We start from the raw sequence: 19,356 nt of genomic DNA, 5'->3' as shown, positions 1-19,356 counted from the left end.
TCAATGAACAGGGAGTCAACGATGAGCCCGCAAGGAAACCAACACCCCGAAGGAGCAGCCCGATGATCGGCATCTGGGCCTTGGGAGCCTACCTGGCTGTCATCCTGCTCTGGACGACTGTCATCAAGCGAAGCGTCGGCGAAGCGATGCTCCTCGGGTTCCTCGTTGTCCTCCCGTTCACCGGTACCGCCGCCCAGACCGGCTGGGACGCATTCTACGACGCCATCACCGATGAGATCGTCTATGCCACGATGGCGTTCGTCTTCATGGGATATCTGCTGGAGCGGACGGGGGTGCTGGACCGGCTCATCGACCTGTTGAACTCGCTTATCGGCGGGGTCAAGGGCGGCCCCGCCTGGGTCTCCACCGTCGCGTCGGCCGGGCTGGGCGGCGTGGTCCACAACCAGGCCGCGATCGCCGCGACCGTGGGCTCGGTGACCATCCCGTGGATGGAGAAGTCCCGGCTCGACAAGCCGTCCGCGGCAACGCTCGTGGCAGGCAACGCGGGCATGGGCATCACCTTCCCGTTCAGCGCGTCCATGTTCGTCCTCGTGGGATCGACCACGGTCGGGCCGCTGCTGAAGGTCAACGACCTCGTCCTTCCCCTGCTGCTCGGCGGCCTGTGGTGCTTCCTGCACCGCCTGATCGTCACCTACGTGCTGATCCGCAAGAGCAACATGGCACCCCTCGATGCGGCGCACCGGACACCCGTCCGCCGGGCCTTCGGCCAGGGCTGGGCCACGATGATCCTGTTCGTCGTGGTGGCCGTCCCGCTGATCATCACCTCCGGTGCCATCGCCAACGCCCTCTCCGACTGGACGGGCTCGGACGTGACCAAGTCCGTCAGCGTCATCGTCTGGATCCCCGTTGTCTTGATCATCACCGGCCTCATCCTGGGAAGGAAGCGACTGCCGCGCAGCAGGAAGGCCTACTGGGATTTCCTGCAGCAGTCCGCCCCGCGTTTCGGCGTGGTGGGCGTCACGGTGGTCTTCGCCTTCGCCGGCGCCAACGCCCTGGCCGCGACCGGGCTGCCCAAGCAGATGACGGCACTGCTGAACCAGCTCAACCTGCCGCTGTGGCTGCTGGCCATCCTGATCGGCCTTATTGTGATCGCCGTTGCTGCGCCGCTGTCCGCGACGGCGACCATGGCCGCCGTCGGAACCGTGGGGGTGGCCACCCTGGTGGCCGCCGGCGTCCCGGCCACCACCGCGGCAGTCGCCGTGCTGGTTTTTTCCTCCTGCGAGGCGGCGGTCCCGCCGGGCGGCGCCCCGCTCTACGTGGCATGCGGCATCGCCGACGTTGACCCGTACAAGACGTTTGCCCGCCTGTTCGTCCTCTACGCCCTGCCGCTGCTGGCCATCGGCGTGCTGATCGCCGTCGGCGTTTTGCCCATCTAAGGAAGCGTGGAAATGCAGAAGCTACGACACATTATCAACGCCATCTTTGTGATCAGCCTGGCGGCACTGCTCATCGCCGGAATCGTTTTCGTCGCTGGGCAGGCCCTGGCTCTGGTCATTGGGCAGGGCGGCTGGCTGGCAGTCCTAAACGAAGCCGTCAAAGGCCCGGCGTGCATCGCCGCATCCGTCTGCGCCATCGCCGGCTTCCTGCTCAGCTACAGGAACCCCGCGAAACAGAACAGCCCGCAGCAGGAAGCCCGCACACCATGACATCCACGGAATCCGGCACAACCTATCCCTCCTACGCGGCCCTCCTGGAACGGGAAGGGCAGCTTTCCGGCACGTCCTGGGGCCTCCTTCCCGACGCCGGGCGGGGCACCCCGTCGTTCATCGAGCCCGGTTCCGTCCGGGATGCTGCCGGCTGCGTCAGAACCGGCACCGTCTTCGGCCTCGACTACCCCGCCGACGCGTTCGACCCCGGAATGTCCCTGACACGGCGGGCACCCCGGCACACGATCTACTCGGCGCACCCAGCGCACCGCGACGACTACCTCGACGGGTATTACCTGCAGGGGTCCAGCCAGATCGACGGCCTGCGGCACCGCCGGGCGGACGACGTCGGCTTCTACAACGGCACCCCCGACGACGACATCCGGGAAGGAACCTCCGCCCTGGGAATCCAGGTGTGGGCCGAGCAGCCCATCGTCGGCCGGGGCGTGCTGGTGGACATCGACGGATATTGCCGGGAACAGGGCACGCCCATCGACCACGCGGCCGGGCAGCCTCTTGGCCTCAACCTGGTCCAGGCCGCGGCCGAGGCCCAGGCCGTGGCTCTCCGGCCCGGCGACATTCTCATGCTGCACACGGGCTGGTGCGAGTGGTTCCTCGCGCTCCCGTCCGCAGACAAGGAGCGCCTCCGCGACAGCAGGCGGGCCAGCGGCATCGAGCAGTCGACGGAGTTCGTCGCCTGGGCCTGGGACAACCGGCTGGCAGTTATCGCCGCGGACAACTTCGCCGTCGAATGCCTGCCGCCGGTCCCGTCGAGTCCGTTCCGGGACACGGCACCCAACGACCACGGCATGATGCACCAGCAGCTCCTCGCCAAACTCGGCCTGCCCCTGGGCGAACTCTGGCAGCTCGGCCCGCTCAGCCGGCACATGAAGGCGACCGGCAGCTGGGACGCACTTGTCACCATTAAGCCACTGAACGTCACCGGAGCAACGGGGTCACCGGCGAACGCCACGGCGCTGACGTAACCCGCTAACGAAGATAGCGCCGAACTGCGGACCTTCACCGCGTCAAAACATGGGATGACGACGGCGGGGAAGTCCCGCCGTCGTCATCTCTCGACTAGCTGTGTTCAGTTAGCGCAAGGCCGGGGCCCGTCGCTTCCTCCAGCGCGGCTGCGAACGCCGTGATGTCCGGTGTACGGGCGCTGTTGTCAAACTCAAGGTGCCGGGCACCGGCCCATTGGCACGAGTTCGCCTGCGCGCCGGACCAGAATGATTCCCAGTTCGCCAGCTTCCATTCGTCCCGTGGGTAGCCCCGGGCGATCAGGCGCTCCCGGAGTGCCTCGCCCGTCAGTTTGACGTGCACCACCACCAGTTCGGCGTCCGGCCACTCGTGGCGGACACGGACCTTGGCGAGGTAGTCGTCGTCAGGAAAGAACTTCCCGAACGGCGCGTCCAAGACCACCGAGTTCCCGGCCACCAGGTTGTCCCGCGTGAGGTCCAGGATGGACGCGTATTCGAGCGGCATGATGGTCGTTTGATAGAACTCGTTGTTGTCCCGCTCGTTCGGGTCCGCATTGTTGAGTTTGAGCAGCAGCTCGGTGAACCGGATGGTGGCCGTGTCCTTGTCGATGTACGCGGCCCGGAACCGGCCGGCAATCAGCCGGCTGACGCTGGACTTCCCGGACCCGGCCGGGCCGACCACAAAAAACACTTTGGGGAGGGTGGTAGTCAACGGACTGCTCTTCCTTGGACGTTGCGGGTGGAGGTCAGGCTGTGACTGCCGGCCTGCGGTCCTTGACGAAGAGGCCGTAGGACAGGGCGCCGACGATCAGCAGTACGCCGCCGATCACGAACACCAGTGTGTAGTTGCCGCCCGTTTCGGTCAGGATGTATCCGGTGACGATGGGAGCAACGGCGGCACCGAGGAAGCCGCCGAAGTTCTGGATAGCCCCCAGGGACGCGACCTGGTTGGAGTCCGCGATGTCCGAGGCCAGAGTCCAGAGCACGCCGATCGGCACCTGGGCGGCGAAGTAGCCCACGGAAAGCAGCACGACCGCCAGGGCAGTGTTCTCGACATAGGCCACCGGCAGCACGGCGGCGGCGGCAAGCAGGGCACCGCCGACGATCGGGATCTTGCGGGCGGTGACGGTGGGCACGCCGCGCTTGATCAGCCGGCCGGAGAGGATGCCGCCAGTGAGGACACCGATGATGCCGCAGAGGAAGGGCAGTCCGGCCAGCCAGCCGATCTGGCTCAGGCTGAAGCCGCGAGCAGTCTGGAGGTAGCTCGGAAGCCAGGTGAGGTAGACCCATACGGTGTAGAAGATACCGAAGGCGCCCAGGACCATGAACCAGGTGTTCTTTTTCTTCAGCAGTTCGCCCCAGCCGGCCTGCTTCTCCTTGGGCTGCTGCTGTTCCTCCAACTCGTCACCCTTGATGATGAACTGTTCCTTCAGCGTGGGGTCACGATAGATCCGGAGCCAGACGAGGGCAACAACGATGCCCAGGGCGCCGATCACGAGGAACATGCCCCTCCAGCTCATGGTGAGCATCAGGAACGTCAGCAGCGGCGGGGCGATCGCGTTGGCGAGCTGTGAACCGGTGTTAATGACTGATACAGGCAGGGCGCGTTCGGTTTTGTTAAACCACTTGTCGGCTACTTTGAGCCCCGAGGTGAAGAACGGGGACTCCGCGATGCCCAGCGCCACGCGGGCGGCGTAGAGGAAGCCGAAGGAGTTGGCGAGCGACGAGAGCATCGACACGATGGACCACAGTCCTGCGGCCCACGCGAACATGCGCTTCGGGCCGAACCGGTCCACCAGGTAGCCGGCGGGCAGGTTCGCGATGGCGTACGGCCAGGAGAACGCAGACAGCAGCAGGCCCATCTGCAGCGCGTTCAGGCCGAACTCCTTGGCGATCGTGGTGTTGGCGATGCTCAGGTTGTTGCGGTCCAGGTAGTTGACGATGCCGCCGATCACGAGCAGGGCGACCAGGTACCACCTGATGCGCACGCTCTTCGCGGGCTTCACCTCGGATGTTGCGATATCTGCGGAAGCGTTGCTCATGCAGCTCACTCCTTTGTGTTCTGTCGACAGTGTCTGTCGGAAATAAGTTGGATGCCAGGCCCTACTGCCGGGCGTTGTCAATCGCGTCAAGGAACGTCTGGGCAGCACGGGCAACCAGCCCGTAGTCGCCGTCGTTCTGGGCAGCCTTGGTGACAAAGCTTCCGACGCCGACGGCCGTGACGCCGGCCGCGAACCAGGCACCGACGTTCTCCGGGGTCACCCCGCCGGACGGCATGATGGGCGCCTGCGGGAGCGGCGCCAGAACGGTCTTGACGTAGGCAGGGCCACCGAGTTCAGCGGGAAAAAGCTTCACGATGTCGGCCCCGGCCTCCAGCGTGTTGAGGACTTCAGTAGGGGTATAGGCGCCGCTCGCGGTGACCGTCTGGTAGCGGTTGCCCGCGGCGATCATGTTGGGGTTGAGCTGCGGGCTGACGAGCAGCCGGGCGCCGGCGGATACGGAGGCATAGGCAGCCTCGGCGTCGAGCACGGTGCCCGCACCCACGACGATGCCCTGGTCGCTGTACTTGTCAGCCAGCCGTTCGATGACGCCGAGCGCCCCGGGGACGGTCAGCGGTACCTCGACGGCGCGGATGCCACCGTCGATCGCGGCCTCCGCCACCCGGTAGGCCTCGTCGGCGGAGTCCAGCCGTGCGATGAGGAGGGCGCCACTGCGGACGATCGTTTCGAGAACTTCGAACTTGGTTAACATGATTTAAAAGATTAGCCCAAATTTTAACAAACGGGAACACGCTGTGAAAAATTGTTAGAGTTACGGTGTCCGCATCCAGAAGGAGCCCCGAGTGAACCCGCCAGCTCGACCACTCATCCCGGAACAGCGCCACCAGGAGATCCTGCGGCTGCTGCGGCGGGAAGGGGTTCTCAGCATCCGCAGCCTCACGGACTACATGAACGTCTCGCACATGACCGTGCGCCGGGACATCACAGCGCTGGAGGAGCTCGGCCAGGTGTCGTCGGTTCCCGGCGGCGTCCGGCTCACCGACTGGACCAGCCAGGAGCCGCCGCGCGAGCGGGAATTCCGGGCTCAGCTGGAACTGCCGCGCAAGCAGGCCATCGCCGAACTCGCCGGCCAGTTCGTGGAAGATGACATGGTGGTGTTCCTCGATGCCGGAACCACCTGCCAGTCTGTGGTACCGCATCTGGCCGCCCGCAAGAACATCACGGTGGTCACCAATGACTTTTACGTGGTGACCAGCCTCTTCGCCCACCCGCACGTGGAGACGATCCACACCGGGGGCACCGTGGACCCGTCCAGCGCCTCCAGCTGCGGCCGGATTGCGGCGGAAGCGGTCAAGGGGATCAACATCGATCTGTTCTTCCTCAGCACCGGAACATGGAACCTGTCCCGCGGCGTAACAACACCGTCAATGGACAAAGTGGAGGTCAAGCTTGCCGCACTAGAGGCGTCGTCATCGTGCTTCCTGCTGGCGGACAGCACCAAGTTCGGCACGGTCTCGAAATTCCGCGTCACACAGCTGGACAAGCTGGACGCCGTGGTTACCGACGACCAGCTCCCGCCGGAAATGCAGGAGAGCATCCGCGAGCTGGGCGTCAGCGTGCACGTGGCGCCACTGTCCTAACACGGCGGCGGTGACGTAGCTAGGCCTCCAGCGCGGAGCGGCCGGAGCCAAACTCCTGGGTCGCAGCCCACGCGGCGAGCAGGATGAGTTTGTCGGCTGATTCCGAGCCCTCGTCAGGGGTGTACGTACTAATGGACAAGCCCGGCTCCCCGGGCATCTCAAACACGTCGTACGTGAGCTCAAGGCCGCCGACCTCGGGGTGGCCGTACACCTTCCGGCCGGTGCGGTGCTCGTGCACGTCGTGGTCCGCCCAGTCCTTCCGGAACTGGGGGCTGCGGGTGGCGAGTTCGCCGATGAGCTCCGTGATCTCGGCGTTGAGCGGGTCACGGCCGGCCTCGTAGCGGAGCATCGCGGCGGTCAGGCTGCAGGCGAGCGGCCAGTCGGCGTAGTAGTCCTTCGCGCGGGAGTCGAGGAAGATGAAGCGGGCCATGTTGGGACGGTCGGAGTCGAAGTGCGGCGAGAACAGGGCCCGTCCCAGCAGGTTCGACGCAACGAGGTCCTGGCGGGCGTTATAGACGACGGCGGGCACGGCCAGGCTGTCCAGCACCCGCTGGACTGACGGGCGCACGGTGACGGCCGCCGTCGTTCTTCCCGGAACGCTGCTTGCGGAGGCGGGCCGTGCGAGGTCCAGCAGGTGTTCGCGTTCGACGTCGGTCAGGTGCAGTGCGCGGGCGATGGCGTTGAGCACGCTCTCGGACGCGCCGTGGATGTTGCCGCGCTCCAGCCGGGTGTAGTAATCGACGCTGACGCCGGCGAGCTGGGCGACCTCTTCGCGCCGGAGCCCGGGCACGCGCCGCTCGTCGCCGAAGTCGGGCAGCCCGGCCTGCGCGAGGGTGACGTTCGCCCGCCGGGAGACGAGGAACTTCCGGATGTCGTCTTTGTTGCTCATGTGATCACGCTATGCCTAAGTGTCGAGGGGGCAAGGGCCAAGCCCTGCTCTTGTCATTAGACCGCGGCGGCCACCCGTTCCGGGAGGCCCGGACAGGGCCTCCCGGAACGGAACGGGCATGCATGTCCCTACTTGTCGTCGGCGAAGACCTGCCTGGCGACGCCCATCGCGGACATGCCCGTCGGCCAGTTTCGGGGTTCAGGCTTCGGGGATGACCATGGCGAAACGTTCCTCGCGGGCTTCGTCCGGATCGGGTCCGTTGCGCACGCCGGCGTCGAGGGCGTCGATGGCAGCGAGCTCGCCCGTGCTGAGCTCGAAGTCGAAGACGTCGAAGTTTTCGGCGATGCGTGCCGGGTTCGTCGATTTGGGGATGGCTGAGCGGCCCTGCTGGAGGTGCCAGCGCAGCATGACCTGGGCGGCGCTCTTACCGTGCACCTCCCCGATGGCCGCGATCGCGGGATCTTCCATCACGTTCCGGCGGCCCTCGCCCCAGCCGGGGTAGAAGGTGATGCCGCCGATCGGCGACCATGCCTGGGTGAGGATGCCGTGGTCTGCGTCGGCGGTCTGGACGTCGGGCTGGGTGAAGTACGGGTGCAGTTCGATCTGGTTCACTGCCGGGACCACATCGGTTGCGGCGAGCAGCCGTTGCAGGTGGTGCGGCATGAAGTTGCTGACGCCGATCGCCCGGACGCGACCGTCGGCGAGCAGGGTTTCCAGCGCCTTGTACGCGGCAATGGTCTTCTCGAACCTGTCGGGTGCAGGCTGGTGCAGGATGAGCAGATCAAGGTAGTCGACGCCGAGCTTGGCGGCTGCCTTCTCCCAGGCGTGCAGCGTCCGGTCATAGCCGTAATCGCTCACCCAGACCTTGGTCTCGATGAACACTTCCGAACGGTCAACGCCGGAGCGGCGGATGCCTTCGCCCACCTCCCGTTCGTTGCCGTACGCTGCGGCGGTGTCGATGTGTCGGTAGCCGGCGGACAACGCGGCCTGGACGGCCGCCGTCGTCTCCTCCGGCGGGCTCTGGAAGACGCCCAGTCCGAGGGCGGGCATCGTGACACCGTTGTTGAGCGTGAGTTCTGGTTTCATGACTTCAATGCAACCGTGATCTGCCCACGGCCGGGAGTTCCTGCTGTTCCAAGTACTGCCAGTGCCTCCCTCGCGCTTCAGCCGCCGGGTAGCGTTGGTGCAATGACACACAGCGACGACGTGCGGAAGTTCCTGACGTCCCGCCGGGCCCGGATCACGCCCGAGGAGGCCGGACTGCCGGTCTACGGCGGCAACCGGCGTGTGGCGGGCCTGCGCCGCGAGGAGGTCGCGATGCTCGCCGGGATGAGCGTTGACTACTACATCCGTCTGGAGCGCGGAAACCTCTCCGGCGCCTCAGACGGCGTCATCGAGGCACTCGCCCGCGCACTGAAGCTCGACGACGCCGAAACGGCGCACCTTTTCGATCTCGCCCGTGCTGCCACTGCCTCCCCGCGCGTGCGGCGCAAGCGCAGCCCGCAGACGGTGCGGCCCAGCGTGCAGCGCGTCATTGACGCGATCACGACGGCGCCGGCCTGGGTCCGCAACGACCGCGGCGACGTGCTTGCGGCCAACGAGCTCGGAGGCGCCCTTTACATGGACCTGATGGCCGAGCAGGTCACTCCGCCGAACAGCGCACGGTTCACCTTCCTGAACCCCAAGGCGCGGGAGTTCTTTGCCGACTGGGAGCGCTCCGCGGACGACATCGTCGCCGTCCTGCGGTCCACAGCCGGGAAAAACCCCTACGACAAGGACCTCACGGATCTGATCGGCGAACTCTCCACCCGGAGCGAGGAGTTCCGCACCCGTTGGGCCCGGCACGACGTGAAGTACCACCGGACCGGGCGCAAACGGCTGCACCACCCCATCGTCGGCGACCTGGACCTGAGCTTCGAGGCCCTGGAGCTCCCCTCAGACCCGGGGATGCGGACCAACGTGTACACGGCAGATCCCGGAACACCGTCCGAGGACGCGCTGAAAGTCCTGGCCAGCTGGGCCGCCACCCAGCGTGAAACGGCCCAGGCCGCAGTCACGGAGAAACAATAAGCCACAGCCCCGGCTTGTTACCCGCGTCACATTCGTCTATCGTAGTCGGGGGCCACAGCGTGGTGGCCCTTTCTAAATTGGGGAGACAACTTAGTGAATGAGAAGCTGCGGGTGCTGGTCAGCGTTGACCTCGACGGCGCCAAGGCCCAGGTAAAGACCCAGGGCCACGTAACTGTTCAAAGCATTCAGGGCCTGTACGACGTCATGAAGCGAGCCGACTCCCTGGTTCCGGGACTGGCGCTGGAACTGGATATGACCCTGGCCGATGTGGAGCCGCAGGCCATGGAGGAGCTCCGCGGCTGCGCCCGTTCCCATCACCTTCCGCTGCAGGTCGATCCGCTCCAGCGCGACTACCGGTTCAGCATCCTGACGCCGAACATCACGGCGGCGAACACCGCAGCACCCATGCTGGCGGCACTCCCGGCCGTGCCGGCTGAACTGGCAGCCGCGTGACCCTCACCGCACGAAGCCGGAGCTAAATCCCGGCGGCCCAGTCCTCGTCGTAATAGCGACCGCGGAAGTGGGCACGGAGGTACTCCCCCACAACGGCGGCCCCCAGGTCACCGGTGTCGGGGGCCACCACCCGGCCGTCGATCCGGCGGGCCAGCCGCTGCACGAACCGTTCCAGGCCCGGGTCATCGCCGAGCCGGAAGAAGGTGGCCTGCGTGCCGGCGCGTGCGAGCCGGTCCAGCTCCGCGACGGTGACGCGGATGGTCTCCGGATCCGGCGGCCAGCTGAACCACGATTCGCCGTCGGCCAGCAGGTGCGCAGTAGGCTCGCCGTCGGTCACCACCAGCAGGACGGGCTGCATCGACGGATGCTGGCGGAAGAAGCGGCCGGCCAGCAGCAGGCCGTGGTGCAGGTTGGTTCCCTGCTCGCGAAACGGCGGCAGGGCAGTGAGCTCGCCGATGTCCATGGACTGCGCGTAGCGGCCGAACGTGATCAGCTGCAGCCGGTCCCCGCGGAAGCGGGTTGAGACGAGGTGGTGCAGGGCGAGCGCCGTGCGTTTCATCGGCACCCACCGCCCCTCGGCTGCCATCGAGAAGGAGACGTCGGCAAGGAGGACGACGGCGGCCTGGGTGCGGGCCTCCGTCTCCGTCACCTCGATGTCTCCCACAGCGAGGCGCAGTCCCTGGCCGGGATCGCCGCCGTCGGCCATGGTGCGCCGGATCGCGTTGGTCATGGTCCGGGTGACGTCCCATGGCTCCGCATCTCCGAACTCCCACTGGCGGCTGGAGCCGGTCTGCTCGCCGGCGGCCCCGGCGACGCGCGTGTCCCTGCCGCCCTGCCGGCCGGACAGCTGCCTGGCGGTATCCCGCAACAGTGACTTCCCAAGCCGCCGCATGGCCTGGGGCGACAGCCTGAGGTCGCCGTCGGCCCCGCGCCGCAGGTAGCCGCCGTCCTGCATCGCCCGCTCGATCTCCGCGAGGGTGCGGGCCGTCACCGCGGCGTTCTTCCCGAGCTGCCGGGCCAGGGCATCGAGGTCCAGGTCGTCCAGGGTTGACCCGTTGTAGGACTGGGAAAGCTGTTCGGACAGTTCGTCCAGCTCGGCGATGTCCTGCAGCACGCCGGTGCCGTCGCCCAGCCCAAGCCCCTCCTGGCCTTGGAAGCGTTCGGAGCCGCTCCAGTCCTCGCCGGGACGCAGGGCCCGCAGGCTGTCGTCGAGCTGGTAGAGCTGGGCCATGAGTTCCGCCGAGCCGAACGCCTGGGCGGACAGCCGCATCAGCTCCTCGCGCTGCTCCGGGGACATGGACTGCAGCATCCGCTGGGCCGCGGCGGCACGCTTGGCGAGGGCGTCCACCAGCTCCTCGACCGACTGCGGATTCTCCGGAAAGTAGTCACCGTGCTTGCCCATGAACTCCCGGAAATCCGCGTCGGTGTCCTCACCGCGGCGGTGCTTGCCGAGCAGCTCGTTGAGGTCGCGCAACATCTCGCTCACAGCTTCGCGGTCCTCTTCGGTAGCGTTCTCGAGTGCCTGCTTCATGCCGGCAAACCGCTGGTCAAGGACTTCGCGGCCCAGCAGGTCCTTGATCCGCTCGTACGCTTCCCGGGCGCTGCCCGATTGCCAGTCATAGGACGCGAGCTCGTTGACCGCAGCCGCCGTGGACGGGGGCAGGTTCTGCAGCTGCATCTCGCGGAAGGCGCGGTCGTTGTTGTCCATCATGGCGTCGCGGGCCAGCTGCTTGCGCTCCTCCAGCACCGCGGTATCCAGCAGCTTCTTGACTTCGTTGAGCGTGCCGTCCAGCCGGTGCCGGCCCAGCAGTTCACTCCGCCGCTGCTGGACGCGCCGGGCCAGGTTGTCCAGCCCCTCGCGGTTCTGGCCGCCGCGCCGCAGGAACTCCTGCAGGGCATGCCGGGGCGAGTACCCCGCCATGACATCCTCGGCGATCGCGTCCAGCGCCTCCGCCAGGTCCACCGGCGGCGCAAGCGGGTCCGGGCCTCCGGCGTACCGGCCGTACCTGGACCGGTTGTGAAGGGTCATGATGCCTCCTGTACTGGCTATCTGTACCCGGCGGGAACTGGGCTTAGCCGTAGACCGTTTCCTCGTCGTCGGACTCCTTGGAGATCCGCCGGGCGAGGTAGAGACCCTCCAGCGCAAGTTCGACGGCGGCCGCCCGCTGCCCGTCGTTTGTCGCGCCAAGGCGTTCACCGATTTTGTCGTAGAGACTTGAGCCGTTCAGGGACGGAAGGTTCTCGAGGAACTCCCGTGCCGTGACCTGGTCCCCGGTGGTCACGGTGGTGTGGCCGTCGAGGGCGGCCACGAGCGGGCCCATGTCGATGCCCTGGAAGTGCGCCCGGACGGCTTCGGCGGTGGCAGTACGTAGGAGATGGTCTAGAACGCCCTGTTCACGGCCCTCTTCGCCGGACTCGAACTCGATCTTTCCCGTGAGGACCTCGACGGCGGTCTCGAGGTCGATGATCCGCGCCACGGCTGGGTCCTCGCCGCGCACGCTGGCCCGGCGCAGGGCGGCGGCGGCGACGGTTTCGGCACCGGCGATGGCGAACCGCGCGGATACCCCGGAGGTCTGGTTAATGGCCGGCGACTGCCGCAGCGCCCGGGTGTAGCGGGCCAGGATCTCGAGGATGACGGGCGGCACGTCGGCCACCAGCTTCCCCTCCTGCCGGATGACCGAAACCTCATCATCGAGCTCGATGGGATAGTGGGTCCGGATCTCGGCGCCGAAGCGGTCCTTCAGCGGCGTGATGATCCGGCCGCGGTTGGTGTAGTCCTCCGGGTTGGCCGACGCGACGACCAGCACGTCCAGCGGCAGGCGCAGCACGTAGCCGCGGATCTGGATGTCGCGCTCCTCCATCACGTTGAGCATCGATACCTGGATCCGCTCGGCGAGGTCCGGGAGTTCGTTGATGGCGATGATGCCGCGGTTGGAGCGCGGGACGAGGCCGTAGTGGATGGTCTCCGGGTCCCCGAGGCGGCGGCCCTCGGCCACACGCATGGGGTCGACGTCGCCGATCAGGTCGGCCACGGAGGTGTCCGGCGTCGCGAGCTTTTCGACGTACCGTTCCGAGCGGTGGCGCCAGGCCACCCGCATCCGGTCCCCTTCCGTGAGGGCGCGGGCGCGGGACTGCTCGGTGATCGGCTCATAGGGGTGTTCGTTGAGCTCGGAATCCTCGATCACCGGCGACCACTCGTCCAGCAACCCGGCCAGCGTCCGGAGCAGCCGGGTCTTGCCCTGCCCGCGTTCTCCGAGCAGGACGACGTCGTGCCCGGCGATCAGGGCACGTTCGAGCTGCGGCAGGACGGTCCGGCTGAAGCCGAACAACCCTGGCCACGGATCGCGTCCGGCGGCGAGCGCCGCTATCAGATTGTCGCGGATTTCGTGGCGCAGGTCCTTGTGGACGTGGCCGGACGCACGCAGTTCGCCAACGGTGAAGATATCGGGACGATCACTCACCCCTCTACCGTAGTCCTCGGGGGTGCGGGGAATCGAGCAATCTGCCCGGATTCCTGCCCGTTCGCATATGCACCACCTACGCTTAGATCTTGATGACCATAGGAACGCCCACGGCGCAGGCTTCGGAGGAACCACCGGGACCGCCGTCGAAACCGGAAAGCACGCTCCTCCTTTTGGTGCGCCACGGGGAAACGCCCACTACGGGCATGGTGCTGCCGGGCCGGGCACCGGGGCTCCACCTGTCCGACCGTGGCCGGGCCCAGGCCGAGCGGGTCGCGGAACGGCTCACGGGCCTGACGGTGGACGCCGTCTACTCCTCGCCGCTGGAGCGCACCCGCGAGACTGCCGAGCCAACCGCGTCCGGCTTCGGCGTTGAGGTGCTGGAGGAGGCCGGCCTGGTCGAATGCGACTTCGGCGAGTGGACCGGCGTCGCGCTCTCCGAACTGGCCGGCCTGCCCGAATGGCAGACCGTGCAGCACAACCCGTCGGCCTTCCGCTTCCCCGACGGCGAGAGCTTCCAGGAGATGCAGGAGCGGATCGTCGGGGCGCTCGAGGTGCTGGGAACAGCGCATGCCGGGGGCGTCGTCGTCTGCTTTTCCCACGCCGATCCCATCAAGGCTGCCGTCGCCCACGCCTTGGGCACGCCCCTGGACCTTTTCCAGCGGATCGTCATCAGCCCGGGGTCCGTTTCGGCGATCTCCTTTTCGGACGGCCAGGAGCCCGCCGTGCTCATGGTGAACTCCACGTCGGAGCCCCTGAGCGGCCTGAGGGCGTCCTGACATGGCTGTGTGTGCACGCGAGCTGACGCTGCTCACCGGGGGCGGGATCGAGCTGCTCGGACGCATCCCGCGCAGCAGCAACGAGACGTTCCTGGTCGAGGTCTCCGCCGGGGACGACACCGGATTTGCGGTGTACAAGCCCGAGGCCGGAGAGCGGCCGCTGTCCGATTTCGAGCCCGGGCTGTACCGGCGGGAGCGCGCGGCGTACCTGCTCAGCGAGTCCCTGGGCTGGGGATTCGTGCCCACGACGGTGATCCGCGAGGAGGCACCCCTGGGGGTCGGGTCGCTGCAGTGGTTCATCGACTGCGACTTCAGCGAGCACTACTTCACGCTCTACGCCGACGTCCCGGAAACGCACCGCGACCTGGCCCGGATCGCCTTGTTCGACTACGTCGCCAACAACACGGACCGCAAGAGCGGGCACGTGCTGCGCGGCGACGACGGGCGGGTGTGGGGCATCGACCACGGGCTGTGCTTCTCGGCGATCTTCAAACTGCGCACCGTGATCTGGGACTTCGCCGGCGACCCCATCCCCGAGGCCCTGCTGGAGGACATCGCCCCACTCGCCGAATCCGTGCCTGACGACGTGGCGGAGCTCCTCGACGGCTCGGAGGTCACCGCCCTGCAGCGCCGCGTCCGCCGCCTGCTGCACGAACCCGTGCTCCCGGTGGACCGCACCGGCATGAGGTATCCCTGGCCGCTGGTGTAGGCACGTTGGAAGCGCGATCTACGCGTAGGGGTCGGCGATGCCGATGTACTGCGTGGTGGTGTACTCGGCGATGCCCTCGGAGCCGCCTTCGCGTCCGAGGCCGGACTGCTTCACCCCGCCGAAGGGTGCTGCGGCGTTCGAGATGACGCCGGCGTTGAAGCCGACCATGCCGAACTCGATCTGCTCGGAGACGCGCAGGAGCCGGTTGAAGTCGCGGCTGTAGAGGTACGCGGCAAGGCCGTACTCGGTGGAATTCGCCATGGCGATGGCCTGCTCCTCGGTGCTGAACATGGTGATCGGGGCGACCGGGCCGAAGATCTCGGTGCGCAGGATCTCCGCGCTGTTGGATACTCCCGCCAGGACTGTGGGCTGGTAGAAGTAGCCGGGGCCATCCACGGGCGCGCCGCCGGTGACGACAGTTGCGCCGGCAGTCACAGCGTCCTCCACCAGAGCGTGCACGTCCTTGCGCGCGCCGCCGTCAATCAGCGGTCCCACTGTGATGCCGGATTCGGTGCCACGGCCGGGACGCAGGGCTTTCATCGCCTCGGCGAACTTGGCCGTGAACTCCTGTGCCACGGTCTCGTGCACGAGGAACCGGTTGGCGGCGGTGCAGGCCTCCCCCATGTTCCGCATCTTCGCCGCCATCGCGCCCTGCACTGCCTTGTCCAGGTCGGCGTCCTCAAACACGATGAACGGGGCGTTGCCGCCGAGCTCCATCGAGGTGCGCAGCACGTTCTGGGACGCCTCCGCCATCAGCTGCTTGCCCACGGGCGTCGAACCCGTGAAGGACACTTTCCGGAGCCGGGCATCCTTTAGCAGCGGCCCGGAGATGGACGAAGCCGACGACGACGAGACGACGTTCAGCGCCCCGGCCGGGAGGCCCGCCTCGATCATCACCTGCGCGAAAAGCTGCGAGGTCAGCGGCGTGAGCTTTGCCGGCTTGAGCACCATGGTGCATCCGGCCGCCACGGCAGGCGCAACCTTGCGGGTGGCCATCGCCAGCGGAAAGTTCCACGGCGTGATCAGCAGGCACGGCCCCACCGGTTTGTGCTGCACCAGGATCTTGTTCTTGCCCTCGGGCGTGGTCAGGTACCGGCCGTAATCGCGCACCGCCTCCTCGGAGAACCAGCGCAGGAACTCGGCAGCGTAGGTCACTTCACCCCGTGCCTCGGCCAGCGGCTTGCCCATTTCCAGAGTCATCAGCAGGGCAAAATCCTCCGCGCGTTCGGTCACCAGTCCGAAGGCCCGGCGCAGGATCTCGGCCCGTTCGCGCGGCGCGGTCCGTGCCCAGGACGCCTGCACGGCGTCCGCTGCGTCGAGCGCGGCGAGCGCGTCTTCGCTGGTGGCCGAGGCCAGCGTGGCCAGGACTTCGCCGGTTGCCGGGTCCTCGACGTCGAACGTGCCTCCGCCGGAGGCGGCCCGCCATTCGCCGTTGATCAGCAGCCCGGTGGGCACTGACGCCAGCAGTGCGGCCTCACGTTCGGTGGTCACAGTGTTTCCTTCAGCCACATCGGGCTCCTTACTATGCGTAGCTCATTCGAGAAACGAGCGTGGGTGCTGGACGGCGGTCCATTCGCGGGCCTGCTTGGGCAGGCATGCTCATCGGGCGAGGAATTCCCGGCTCGTGACCACCTCGCACATCGGCGAGAGCAGTTCCAGGAGGGCCAGGGTCTGCTGCTGGGCTTCGTCGCTGACTGCAGCGCAGGCGTCGGAAACGACGGTGACGAAGCGTCCGGCATCGACGGCGCCGAGGGCGGTCGAGAGGACACAGCAGTCCGTGGCTACTCCAGCGAGGACCATTTCCGCGCCCTCGGGCACCAGGGCGGCGAGCTCCGGTCCCCACTTGGAGAACGTCGGGGCATCGATCACGGTTGCCTCGCCTGGGACATCCATGGTGATGTCCCAGGCCCCGGAGCCGGACGGGAACCGCATTTCGTCCCAGCGCTTGTAGTAGGCGGCCCAGGCGCCGGTCTCCGCTTCGTCCCGGATGAACCGGGTGAAGACGGGACCGGAGCCGAGCGACTGCTGCAGCCTGCTGATCACGGGCACGATCTCCCTGTACCGGGGTACCTGCCATTGGCCCGCGTCACGGAACGCCCGCTGCATGTCGATCACCACGAGCGTGGCCCCGTCCCGCCGGGAACCGACGGGTTTCACAGGGTCTGGGCCGCGGTGCTGCGGTCGAGCATTTCCCGTCCGGAGAGGCGCTGGCGCCGGTGGGTGGCAAAGTAGACACCCGCTGCGACGGCGGCACCGACGTAGTAGGACAGGTCACCGATCTGCGGGAAGGCGGCCGCAATGGGGCCGGTGTAGACCGAGGACATCCAGAACGGTGAGGAGAGAACGACGCCGGCAGCCCAGGCCACGAAGCCCCATTCGAACTTCCGGCTCTTGTCGAAGAGCTCCCGCAGGCCCCGTTCGGTGCGCCGGCCGCCGAACAGGTAGTCGCACACCAGGACCGCGACGTACGGGGCGATGCAGTAGGCGGTCAGGTTGAGGAAGGCGGTGAAGCCGCTGTTGAAGCCAGTCTGGCCCCACAGTGCCACAAGGTAGGAGGCGACGCAGATGAAGACGACGGCGGTGTGGCGCTTCACGGGGACGCCCATGGTCTGGATGGAGATGGCCCCGCCGTAGACGTTCAGGAAGTTCTGGGTGAAGGAGGACAGTGCGACGACGCCCAGGCCGACGGCGGCCCAAGGGCCCATGAGCTCCTTGAGGGCGCCGATGCTGTCGGAAGCGGTGGTGGTCGATCCGAGCAGGGTGCCGAGGATGCCCATCCAGACGAGCGTGACGAAGTTGCCGGACATGGTGGCCCAGCCGGCGCCGCGACGGTTGCCGGGAGTGTTGGGGAGGTAGCGGGAGTAGTCGGAGGCGAACGGCATCCACGCGACGATGAAGGAGAAGAACCAGCCGAAGAAGATGATCCAGCCGCCGATGCCGTCAAAGCCGGGCGCGGATTCGTTGGCGGTGTTGACCACCTTGCCGTTGGCCGCTGCCACGATGGTGATGAAGACGAAGCCGACCACCAGGACGAACGACAGGATGCGCTGCAGGAAGTGGATCAGGTTGTAGCCGATGACGGCCACGCCGAGCTGGATGCCCATGAGGATCAGTGAGGAGACCCAGAACGGAATGTCGGTCAGCAGCGCGATGGCCTGGCCGCCGAGGATGACGGTCACGGCGGCCCAGCCGATGCCGGCGAACACGTTCACGTAGGCCACAGGAAACAGGTTGCCGATGAAGCCGAGCGGTCCGCGGCCCTGCATCTGCTGGGGAACACCCAGCCGGACTCCCATGGCTGACAGGTATCCCATGCCTGCCGACGAGGTCACGCCGGCGAGGACGATCGCCAGGACTGCGGCCCAGAACGGAAGGCCGAAGTAGGTGGCGCTGAAGCCGAGGACGACGATGGGGAAGTTCATCCCCGCGGCGAACCAGAGGAAGAACTGGGAGCGGGGCTTCCCGTGGCGTTCGACGTCGGGGATGTGCTCGATGCCGTATGGCTCGATTTTGGTGAGGCTGTCGCGGTAACCGCGGTCTTCTGCGACGCTGTTTTCAGCGGCGCTCATGGTTTCTGGGCTCATTGTTGTCCTATTGTGGGAGGCGCACCTCGGTGCGCTGCTTGAGAGCAGATTGGGTCGGCGCGGCTGGTTTCCTGTGCGAGGGTGGTCAGCCGCGCCGGAACTTTAGAGTTGGGCGAGTTCAGCGCCGTCGAAGAAGCGTCCGGCCTTGTAGACCATGGGTGCGGTGCTGCTGGTTTCCGCGTGGCGGACCCGGCAGATGAAGACCGTGTGGGTCTTGGCTTGGAACCGTTCCTGGATTTCGGCCTCCAGGGAAGCTGCAGAGCCGTCCAGGAGGGGGCTTCCCTTGGGCCCTTCATGCCAGTCGAGCTCGGCGAACTTGTCCGAGGCCTTCGAGGCGAAGACCTTCACCGTGTCCAGCTGTTCAGTCCCCAGGATGTTGATGCCGAGGTGGCTTGAGGAGAAGAGCGCAGGGTAGGTGCTGGACGTCTTCTGGACGCATACCAGCACCAGCGGCGGTTCGAGCGAGACAGAGCAGTAGGAGTTAGCCGCGAGCCCCTTGGGAGTTTCGCCTTCCTTGGTGGTCACAACGGTTACGCCGGTGATGAACTGCCTGTTGAAGGCCTTCATCAGGTCCGGGTCGAGTTCCGGGAAGTCGTCGCCGTCGGAAACAGCGGGAGCCGCGATACCGCGCAGTGGCCGGATGCCGAGGCCGGCGAGCAGTTCGCTGCCGTCCCAGGTCACTGATTCCCTGACGATCCGGCCTTCTTCGAGGACCAGGATGTTCGAACCCCGGGTCTGGACGGTGAGTCCCGTTGCCGGAACTCCAAGGTATTCATTGGTGTGCGTGCCGGTGGAGGTCCAGAAGACGGCGACGGTGCCGTCCCCTTCGACGACGTCATCGACCGTGGTTCGCAGGTCGGGGAAAGATTCCCGGACCGCAGCGATCTCTGACTTAAGGCCCGCAAGGTCGACAGTTGCACCCGTCGCCTTGCTGGTGCGCGTGTAGCCGGCGGCTACGAGGCCATCGAGGGCATCAAGGTCTCCCTTGTCCCAGGCCGCGAGCCAAGCCGATGTGATGAGCGGTTCCAAGGTCTGTTGCATACCAATGACGGTAATCCAGCTCACAACGCGAGGTCAAGAGGGAGATGCTAAATCCGCGGATTCATTGAAAAATCGGCGGT

At 66.8% G+C, this 19,356-nt stretch carries 19 protein-coding genes; 8 read left to right on the top strand and 11 right to left on the bottom strand.

Going from position 1 to position 19,356, the window contains the following annotated elements:
- Positions 1 to 62 precede the first annotated feature (62 nt).
- From ACFTSA_RS15265 to ACFTSA_RS15255, 3 genes are read left to right on the top strand one after another with little or no spacing between them, the layout of a single operon-like run.
- Positions 63 to 1,397: a TRAP transporter large permease subunit gene (locus ACFTSA_RS15265; RefSeq protein ID WP_377952331.1), complete on the top strand. Its 1,335-nt coding sequence runs from the start codon at positions 63 to 65 to the stop codon at positions 1,395 to 1,397.
- A 12-nt stretch (positions 1,398 to 1,409) separates the two neighbouring features.
- On the top strand, positions 1,410 to 1,667 hold the full coding sequence (locus tag ACFTSA_RS15260) for a hypothetical protein (RefSeq protein ID WP_377952329.1): 258 nt from the start codon (positions 1,410 to 1,412) through the stop codon (positions 1,665 to 1,667).
- On the top strand, positions 1,664 to 2,653 hold the full coding sequence (locus tag ACFTSA_RS15255; protein WP_377952328.1) for a cyclase family protein: 990 nt from the start codon (positions 1,664 to 1,666) through the stop codon (positions 2,651 to 2,653). The genes ACFTSA_RS15260 and ACFTSA_RS15255 overlap by 4 nt, the downstream gene beginning before the upstream one ends.
- 94 nt (positions 2,654 to 2,747) lie before the next feature.
- On the opposite strand, the gene ACFTSA_RS15250 is transcribed toward ACFTSA_RS15255, so the two are convergent.
- From ACFTSA_RS15250 to ACFTSA_RS15240, 3 genes are all read right to left on the bottom strand, one after another.
- Positions 2,748 to 3,362: an AAA family ATPase gene (locus tag ACFTSA_RS15250; protein WP_377952326.1), complete on the bottom strand. Its 615-nt coding sequence runs from the start codon at positions 3,360 to 3,362 to the stop codon at positions 2,748 to 2,750.
- 34 nt (positions 3,363 to 3,396) lie between these two features.
- Positions 3,397 to 4,692 carry an MFS transporter gene (locus ACFTSA_RS15245; protein ID WP_377952325.1) on the bottom strand — a complete coding sequence of 432 codons (1,296 nt, stop codon included), beginning with the start codon at positions 4,690 to 4,692 and terminating at the stop codon, positions 3,397 to 3,399.
- Positions 4,693 to 4,753: 61 nt separating this feature from the next.
- Positions 4,754 to 5,401 (bottom strand): bifunctional 4-hydroxy-2-oxoglutarate aldolase/2-dehydro-3-deoxy-phosphogluconate aldolase, encoded by a 648-nt coding sequence (locus ACFTSA_RS15240; protein WP_377952323.1) that lies wholly within the window; start codon positions 5,399 to 5,401, stop codon positions 4,754 to 4,756.
- A gap of 91 nt (positions 5,402 to 5,492) precedes the next feature.
- Here ACFTSA_RS15240 and ACFTSA_RS15235 point away from each other — a divergent pair, with 91 nt between their 5' ends.
- Positions 5,493 to 6,290, top strand: coding sequence for a DeoR/GlpR family DNA-binding transcription regulator (locus ACFTSA_RS15235; RefSeq protein WP_377952321.1), 798 nt, complete (start codon positions 5,493 to 5,495; stop codon positions 6,288 to 6,290).
- A 19-nt stretch (positions 6,291 to 6,309) separates the two neighbouring features.
- Here ACFTSA_RS15235 and ACFTSA_RS15230 read toward each other — a convergent pair whose 3' ends face one another.
- Positions 6,310 to 7,179: a helix-turn-helix transcriptional regulator gene (locus tag ACFTSA_RS15230; protein ID WP_377952320.1), complete on the bottom strand. Its 870-nt coding sequence runs from the start codon at positions 7,177 to 7,179 to the stop codon at positions 6,310 to 6,312.
- A gap of 198 nt (positions 7,180 to 7,377) precedes the next feature.
- Positions 7,378 to 8,265, bottom strand: a complete 888-nt coding sequence (locus tag ACFTSA_RS15225) for an aldo/keto reductase (protein WP_377952319.1) — start codon at positions 8,263 to 8,265, stop codon at positions 7,378 to 7,380.
- 102 nt (positions 8,266 to 8,367) lie between these two features.
- Here ACFTSA_RS15225 and ACFTSA_RS15220 point away from each other — a divergent pair, with 102 nt between their 5' ends.
- Together ACFTSA_RS15220 and ACFTSA_RS15215 are read left to right on the top strand one after the other, a co-directional pair.
- On the top strand, positions 8,368 to 9,249 hold the full coding sequence (locus ACFTSA_RS15220; protein WP_377952318.1) for a helix-turn-helix transcriptional regulator: 882 nt from the start codon (positions 8,368 to 8,370) through the stop codon (positions 9,247 to 9,249).
- Between the two features lie 93 nt (positions 9,250 to 9,342).
- On the top strand, positions 9,343 to 9,702 hold the full coding sequence (locus ACFTSA_RS15215) for a hypothetical protein (RefSeq protein ID WP_377952317.1): 360 nt from the start codon (positions 9,343 to 9,345) through the stop codon (positions 9,700 to 9,702).
- Positions 9,703 to 9,724: 22 nt separating this feature from the next.
- Here ACFTSA_RS15215 and ACFTSA_RS15210 read toward each other — a convergent pair whose 3' ends face one another.
- The gene (locus ACFTSA_RS15210) at positions 9,725 to 11,731 is read right to left on the bottom strand and encodes a VWA domain-containing protein (RefSeq protein WP_377952316.1); all 2,007 of its coding nucleotides are present in this window, start codon (positions 11,729 to 11,731) and stop codon (positions 9,725 to 9,727) included.
- 43 nt (positions 11,732 to 11,774) lie between these two features.
- Positions 11,775 to 13,163: a sigma 54-interacting transcriptional regulator gene (locus ACFTSA_RS15205; RefSeq protein WP_377952314.1), complete on the bottom strand. Its 1,389-nt coding sequence runs from the start codon at positions 13,161 to 13,163 to the stop codon at positions 11,775 to 11,777.
- A 92-nt stretch (positions 13,164 to 13,255) separates the two neighbouring features.
- On the opposite strand from ACFTSA_RS15205, the gene ACFTSA_RS15200 reads away from it, so the two are divergent.
- Positions 13,256 to 13,942 carry an MSMEG_4193 family putative phosphomutase gene (locus ACFTSA_RS15200; RefSeq protein WP_377952388.1) on the top strand — a complete coding sequence of 229 codons (687 nt, stop codon included), beginning with the start codon at positions 13,256 to 13,258 and terminating at the stop codon, positions 13,940 to 13,942.
- A 7-nt stretch (positions 13,943 to 13,949) separates the two neighbouring features.
- A complete protein-coding gene (locus tag ACFTSA_RS15195; RefSeq protein WP_377952386.1) occupies positions 13,950 to 14,651 on the top strand; it encodes an SCO1664 family protein in 702 nt (233 codons plus the stop codon).
- A gap of 18 nt (positions 14,652 to 14,669) precedes the next feature.
- Here ACFTSA_RS15195 and ACFTSA_RS15190 read toward each other — a convergent pair whose 3' ends face one another.
- The 4 genes from ACFTSA_RS15190 to ACFTSA_RS15175 form a co-directional block, all read right to left on the bottom strand.
- Positions 14,670 to 16,142, bottom strand: a complete 1,473-nt coding sequence (locus ACFTSA_RS15190; protein ID WP_377952313.1) for an NAD-dependent succinate-semialdehyde dehydrogenase — start codon at positions 16,140 to 16,142, stop codon at positions 14,670 to 14,672.
- A gap of 108 nt (positions 16,143 to 16,250) precedes the next feature.
- Positions 16,251 to 16,808 carry a cysteine hydrolase family protein gene (locus ACFTSA_RS15185; protein ID WP_377952312.1) on the bottom strand — a complete coding sequence of 186 codons (558 nt, stop codon included), beginning with the start codon at positions 16,806 to 16,808 and terminating at the stop codon, positions 16,251 to 16,253.
- Positions 16,805 to 18,235 (bottom strand): purine-cytosine permease family protein, encoded by a 1,431-nt coding sequence (locus ACFTSA_RS15180; RefSeq protein WP_377952311.1) that lies wholly within the window; start codon positions 18,233 to 18,235, stop codon positions 16,805 to 16,807. Before ACFTSA_RS15180 ends, ACFTSA_RS15185 begins: the two co-directional genes overlap by 4 nt.
- Before the next feature lie 102 nt (positions 18,236 to 18,337).
- Complete coding sequence (locus ACFTSA_RS15175; protein WP_377952310.1) at positions 18,338 to 19,276, bottom strand: flavin reductase; 939 nt, start codon at positions 19,274 to 19,276, stop codon at positions 18,338 to 18,340.
- Between the last annotated feature and the right edge of the window lie 80 nt (positions 19,277 to 19,356).

The organism is Arthrobacter sp. NPDC057013 (genome assembly GCF_042674585.1).
In the GTDB taxonomy this organism is placed as follows: Bacteria; Actinomycetota; Actinomycetes; order Actinomycetales; family Micrococcaceae; genus Arthrobacter.
The sequence above is the reverse complement of the archived record's forward strand: the minus strand, read 5'-3'. Positions and strand labels throughout refer to the sequence as shown.

Coding starts and splice junctions, on each gene's coding strand:
- ACFTSA_RS15265 (WP_377952331.1), top strand. CDS start 63: ATGATCGGCATCTGGGCCTTGGGAGCCTACCTGGCTGTCATCCTGCTC.
- ACFTSA_RS15260 (WP_377952329.1), top strand. CDS start 1,410: ATGCAGAAGCTACGACACATTATCAACGCCATCTTTGTGATCAGCCTG.
- ACFTSA_RS15255 (WP_377952328.1), top strand. CDS start 1,664: ATGACATCCACGGAATCCGGCACAACCTATCCCTCCTACGCGGCCCTC.
- ACFTSA_RS15245 (WP_377952325.1), bottom strand. CDS start 4,692: ATGAGCAACGCTTCCGCAGATATCGCAACATCCGAGGTGAAGCCCGCG.
- ACFTSA_RS15240 (WP_377952323.1), bottom strand. CDS start 5,401: ATGTTAACCAAGTTCGAAGTTCTCGAAACGATCGTCCGCAGTGGCGCC.
- ACFTSA_RS15230 (WP_377952320.1), bottom strand. CDS start 7,179: ATGAGCAACAAAGACGACATCCGGAAGTTCCTCGTCTCCCGGCGGGCG.
- ACFTSA_RS15225 (WP_377952319.1), bottom strand. CDS start 8,265: ATGAAACCAGAACTCACGCTCAACAACGGTGTCACGATGCCCGCCCTC.
- ACFTSA_RS15220 (WP_377952318.1), top strand. CDS start 8,368: ATGACACACAGCGACGACGTGCGGAAGTTCCTGACGTCCCGCCGGGCC.
- ACFTSA_RS15210 (WP_377952316.1), bottom strand. CDS start 11,731: ATGACCCTTCACAACCGGTCCAGGTACGGCCGGTACGCCGGAGGCCCG.
- ACFTSA_RS15200 (WP_377952388.1), top strand. CDS start 13,256: ATGACCATAGGAACGCCCACGGCGCAGGCTTCGGAGGAACCACCGGGA.
- ACFTSA_RS15180 (WP_377952311.1), bottom strand. CDS start 18,235: ATGAGCCCAGAAACCATGAGCGCCGCTGAAAACAGCGTCGCAGAAGAC.
- ACFTSA_RS15175 (WP_377952310.1), bottom strand. CDS start 19,276: ATGCAACAGACCTTGGAACCGCTCATCACATCGGCTTGGCTCGCGGCC.